Annotated in this window: 4 protein-coding genes; 3 read left to right on the forward strand and 1 reads right to left on the reverse strand. The window is 34.2% G+C overall.

Annotation, left to right across the window (positions count from 1 at the left end; all coding sequences use genetic code 11):
* Nucleotides 1-892 (forward strand): phosphodiester glycosidase family protein (locus AB0M26_RS31360; protein ID WP_365266325.1); only part of this gene is annotated, 892 nt, incomplete at its 5' end.
* A gap of 24 nt (nt 893-916) precedes the next feature.
* Here AB0M26_RS31360 and AB0M26_RS31365 read toward each other — a convergent pair.
* Nucleotides 917-1,819 (reverse strand): LCP family protein, encoded by a 903-nt coding sequence (locus tag AB0M26_RS31365; RefSeq protein WP_300884056.1) that lies wholly within the window; start codon nt 1,817-1,819, stop codon nt 917-919.
* A 105-nt stretch (nt 1,820-1,924) separates the two neighbouring features.
* Between AB0M26_RS31365 and AB0M26_RS31370 the strand changes: the two genes are divergently transcribed.
* A protein-coding gene (locus AB0M26_RS31370) for an IS3-like element IS981 family transposase (RefSeq protein WP_088792927.1) occupies nt 1,925-3,036 on the forward strand; the annotation gives its coding sequence in 2 pieces (ribosomal slippage) (nt 1,925-2,141 and nt 2,141-3,036; 1,113 coding nt in all).
* 58 nt (nt 3,037-3,094) lie between these two features.
* Nucleotides 3,095-4,120 (forward strand): glycosyltransferase, encoded by a 1,026-nt coding sequence (locus tag AB0M26_RS31375; RefSeq protein ID WP_352177418.1) that lies wholly within the window; start codon nt 3,095-3,097, stop codon nt 4,118-4,120.
* Nucleotides 4,121-4,206: the final 86 nt, after the last annotated feature.

Raw genomic sequence — 4,206 nt, forward strand, 5'->3', positions numbered from 1 at the left:
GCGGGGCTATGCCGCCGGTGGAGACGTCGAGCAGGTCGACGCCACGGGTGTGCAGTTCCTTGGCCAGGCAGGGGCTTATGCCTTAAGAGATTCACTTATTCCTACTGAACATACGAAAACAAATAGTTCGGATCAACCGACCAAAACTTCGGTTTCTAACGGTTACGTGGAGCAAAAAGGTGAAGAAGCTGCTGTGGGTAGTATAGCACTTGTAGATGACGCTGGAGTACCAGAATGGGTTAAAGTTCCCTCAAAGGTAAATTTAGATAAATTTACTGATTTATCTACGAATAATATCACTATTTATCGAATTAACAATCCGGAAGTCTTAAAAACAGTTACCGATCGTACGGATCAACGGATGAAAATGTCAGAAGTTATAGCTAAGTATCCTAATACTTTGATTATGAATGCTTCCGCTTTTGATATGCAGACAGGACAAGTAGCTGGATTTCAAATTAATAATGGAAAGTTGATTCAAGACTGGAGCCCAGGTACAACGACTCAATATGCTTTTGTTATTAACAAAGATGGTTCGTGCAAAATTTATGATTCAAATACACCTGCTTCAACTATTATTAAAAACGGAGGGCAACAAGCCTATGATTTTGGTACTGCAATTATCCGTGATGGTAAAATTCAACCAAGTGATGGCTCAGTAGATTGGAAGATCCATATTTTTATTGCGAATGATAAAGATAATAATCTCTATGCTATTTTGAGTGATACAAATGCAGGTTATGATAATATAATGAAATCAGTGTCAAATTTGAAGCTCCAAAATATGTTATTACTTGATAGTGGTGGTTCAAGTCAACTATCTGTCAATGGTAAAACGATTGTTCCTAGTCAAGATGATCGAGCCGTACCGGATTATATTGTGATGAAATAAAAATAAAAGAACCTCTTGGTTCTTTTATTTTAGAGATTTATCAAAAAGGGTTTTGACTGAGTCTAATTCTGTTTGAGAAACGACCTTAGCTCCATTTTCATCTGTTGTATGTAGATTGAGCTTGCTGGTATTCTTTAGAGCCTTATTGTAGCTCATAACGATCGTTTTAGCATCATTGAAACTTATATTGGTTTTAACAGTGTTTGAAAAAGCATAGAGAATTTCTCGATAGTAATTGAAACTTTCAAGTTTTTTCATATGAGCAATTTTTTGAATATTTCCGTAGAGTTCCATTGAGACATTTTGAATCCGAGTGATTGAAGCATCCAAATCAGTATCGTCAATTTGTGTCATATAGGCTTGGACTTGATCAGCAGTTTGTAAATTAACAGTTCCTTGTTTAAACTCATAACCTTCAGCATTGAATGCCTTTGGATTTTGCATGGTGATTCCACCAGTGGCCTGTACAAGTGATCCCATTTTATTAACATCGATCTGAATTACTTTGTTAATGGACACATTCAATAGGTCTTTAACCATCTGGAAAATTCCATCATCTCCATTCGTATTGTAAACTTCAGTGATTGTTTTTTGATTAGGCATTGTCGCAAAAACTGGGAAGTTCATGAAAGTAGTTTGATTTGTCTTTATATTCGTTGAAGCTAAAACAGTAGCATAAGCTGTATTTTTAGAATTATTTTTACCAATTACAATGATAAGTGTTGTGAATGTTTTAGACTTTTTTAAGTCGATACTTGTTGTTTTAGGGAAATTTTCATATGATGTTGAAAAGGTTGATTCAACATTTCTATAAGCTACGTAGGCTATAGAAGCAACAGCGATAATTACTAATACAAAAATAATTGAAATAACTTTTAGTACTGTGTGTTTTTTCTTACGATAATGACGCCTCTTTTTTTGATTCATGGTATCTCCACATACATATTATATACCTTAAATTATACCATATTTAATGATGTTATCCTTAAATCTTAGAGTCACTATTGTATAATTTAGACAAAGGACAAAAACATGCAAAAACGCTACTCAAAAGAATTTAAAGAAACCCTTATCGCCTTCTATCATTCTGGTCAATCCGTCACCCAGCTGTCTAAAGAATACGACGTGGCCCCTGCAACAATTTATAAATGGATAGACCTCTACTCTAAATCTAATGAAAGCTCCGTCTCTAAAGCTGATTTTCTAGAATTAAAAAGACAACTGGCTAAAGTTAAGGAAGAACGAGACATCTTAAAAAAAGTATTGACCATATTCGCCGAGAAAAAGAAGTGAGTGCTGCGGATATGGCTCAAACCATACAAACTTTAGCACTCAATGTCAGACTAAGCTGTCAACTCCTTGATGTTCCTGAATCAAGTTATTATGAACGGATTAACCGACATCCATCTAAAACTCAATTAAGGAGACAATACCTGTCACTCAAAATTTCTCAACTCTTCAATGCTAACCGAGGAATCTATGGTGCTCCTAAAATTCATCATCTTCTACTTAAACAAGGGGAAAAAGTCGGGTTAAAACTGGTACAGAAGCTAATGAAGCAACTTCAACTCAAGTCTGTAGTCATTAAGAAATTTAAGCCTGGATACTCACTAAGTGATCACATCAATCGAAAAAATCTCATACAGACTGAACCTACAAAGAAAAATAAGGTTTGGTCAACCGACATTACTTATATTCCTACTCAACAAGGATGGGCTTATCTCTCAACCATTATGGATCGTTATACTAAAAAAGTCATTGCTTGGGATTTGGGCAAGCGAATGACTGTAGAATTAGTGCAAAGAACTTTAAATAAGGCCATTAAATCACAAGACTATCCAGAAGCTGTTATTCTTCATTCTGACCAAGGAAGCCAGTATACGAGTCTAGAGTATGAAGAGTTGCTTAAGTATTATGGGATGACTCACTCTTTCAGTCGAAGGGGATACCCTTATCATAATGCCAGTCTTGAATCTTGGCATGGACATTTAAAAAGAGAGTGGGTGTATCAATTTAAATATAAGAACTTTGAAGAAGCCTATCAGAGTATTTTCTGGTACATCGAAGCCTTTTATAATTCAAAACGAATCCATCAAAGTTTAGGGTATCTTACACCTAATCAATTTGAAAAGGTAAGTGCTTAAAATAAATAGATTAAAATTCTACGTTTGTTACTCTAAAAACTTGACTTAACGTCATATAATGGCTAATATATGGAGTGTAATTATATTTGAGGAGATACAAATGAAAAAAAATGTTCTTTTATCTATTATTGTTCCAATATACAATGTTGAGAAGTATATTGGTAGTTTAGTAAATTCTCTAGTGAAACAAACGAACAAGAATTTTGAGGTTATTTTTATTGATGACGGATCAACTGATGAAAGCATGCAAATTTTGAAAGAAATAATGGCAGGCAGTGAACAAGAATTTTCGTTTAAGTTGTTACAACAAGTTAATCAGGGTTTATCTTCAGCCAGGAATACCGGTATACTTAATGCAACTGGAGAATATATCTTTTTTTTGGATTCAGATGATGAAATAGAAATCAATTTTGTGGAGACAATTTTGACTAGTTGCTATAAATACAGTCAACCGGATACACTTATCTTTGGTTATAGTAGAATTGATGAATTTGGAAATGCTTTGGACAGTAATTATGGGCATGGAAGTTTTTATCGTCAAAAAGATTTGTGTACAAGTGAGCAAATATTAACTGCATTGTCTAAAGATGAGATACCAACAACTGCATGGTCATTTGTAACAAAACGCTCTGTGATTGAAAAACACGATTTACTATTTTCTGTTGGAAAAAAATTTGAAGATAACAATTTTACGCCGAAAGTTTTTTACTTTAGTAAAAACATTGTTGTTATTTCCCTAAGATTGTATAGATATAGGAAACGCTCTGGGTCTATTATGAGTAATCACCCGGAAAAATTCTTTTCGGACGACGCCATTTTTGTAACATATGACTTATTAGATTTTTATGATCAGTATAAAATTCGGGAATTGGGAGCAGTAGTTGGTAAAATAGTTACGTCAATATTAGCTTATTTTCCAGATTCGAAAAAATTGTATAATGAATTAAATCCAATCAGAAAAAAAGTATTTAAAGATTATATTTCAATAGAAAAAAGACATACTAAACGGATAAAAATGTATATTTTTTCTTCTTATGTTGGATATAAACTTTACAGACTGGTAAGAGGTAAACACTGGAAGTGAATATAATTTTTAATCTTATTTACCCGAATTGCTAGTTGGGCCGCTCCCCCGGCCCGATCTCCGGGCCGTACTGGACGGCGAGCAGC

Origin of the sequence: Streptomyces sp. NPDC051776, assembly GCF_040681345.1 — a bacterium.
Lineage (GTDB): Bacteria > Actinomycetota > Actinomycetes > Streptomycetales > Streptomycetaceae > Streptomyces.